This is a genomic window from Roseicella aerolata (genome assembly GCF_020523605.1).
Taxonomy (GTDB): domain Bacteria; phylum Pseudomonadota; class Alphaproteobacteria; order Acetobacterales; family Acetobacteraceae; genus Paracraurococcus; species Paracraurococcus aerolatus.
The window spans coordinates 1-877 of the sequence record NZ_JAJAQI010000171.1 but is presented as its reverse complement, the minus strand read 5'-3'; the positions used below and the strand labels follow the sequence as shown (position 1 = coordinate 877).

Here is an 877-nt window from a genome sequence, read left to right as displayed (position 1 = left end):
CTCTTAGAGCGCTTAACACAACCGCCTAATTTGCCTCATGCAGATGAGAACGGCGGCGAGCGTAGTGAAGGCGAGGTGGATGTCTTCGCGTCGTTCGTAGCGGACGGTGAGGCGCCGGAAGCGGGCCATCCAGGCCAGGGTCCGCTCCACCTTCCAGCGGTGCCGCCCGAGCCTGCGGCTGTCCTCGATGCCGCGCCGGGCGATGCGCGGGATGATGCCGCGGCTGCGGCACTCGGCCCGGCAGAAGCGGTGGGCGTAGCTCTTGTCGGCGTGCAGCTTGTCGGGGCGCCGACGCGGCCTGCCGCCGGGCCTGCGGCCACGCCGGACCGGCGGGATGGCGTCGAGGGTGGCGGCCAGCATCTTGCTGTCGTGGCGGTTGGCCGGGCTGAGCGTCAGGCCGGGCGGGGTGCCGTGGCCATCGACCACGACATGCCACTTGGTGCCTGCTTTCCCGCGGTCCGTCGGGTTCGGGCAGGTTGCCGCTCCCCCCTTTTCGCCGAGACAGACGCGCTGTCCAGCGAGGCCCTGCTCCAATCCAACCTGTCGGCGCCGTGCAGCCACTCCAGCAGCAGGCGGTGCAGGCGAGCCCACACGCCGGCCACCTGCCAATCCCGCAGCCGGCGCCAGCAGGTCATGCCAGACCCGCAGCCCATCTCGGCGGGCAGGTCTTCCCACTGGATGCCGGTCTTGAGGACGAAGATGATGCCGGTCAGCGCTGCGCGGTCCGGCACCGGTGGCCGCCCACCCTTCGAGCGCGGCTTCACGGGCGGCAGCAGCGGTGCGATGGCCGCCCAGAGGTCATCAGGTACAAGGGGCTTCGCCATACCCCACACAACGCGCCAAAGCGCGTTTTGTTGGATGATCTAAGCGGGACCAA

The 877-nt window shown here is 69.7% G+C and carries 1 protein-coding gene; it reads right to left on the bottom strand.

Annotated features, from left to right (window positions below):
• Window positions 1-12: 12 nt before the first annotated feature.
• Window positions 13-824, bottom strand: a protein-coding gene (locus LHA35_RS28400; protein ID WP_226615259.1) for an IS5 family transposase whose coding sequence is annotated in 2 segments (ribosomal slippage) — window positions 13-488 and window positions 488-824 — 813 coding nt in all. Because the reading frame shifts where the segments join, the coding sequence is not laid out codon by codon here.
• Window positions 825-877 lie beyond the last annotated feature (53 nt).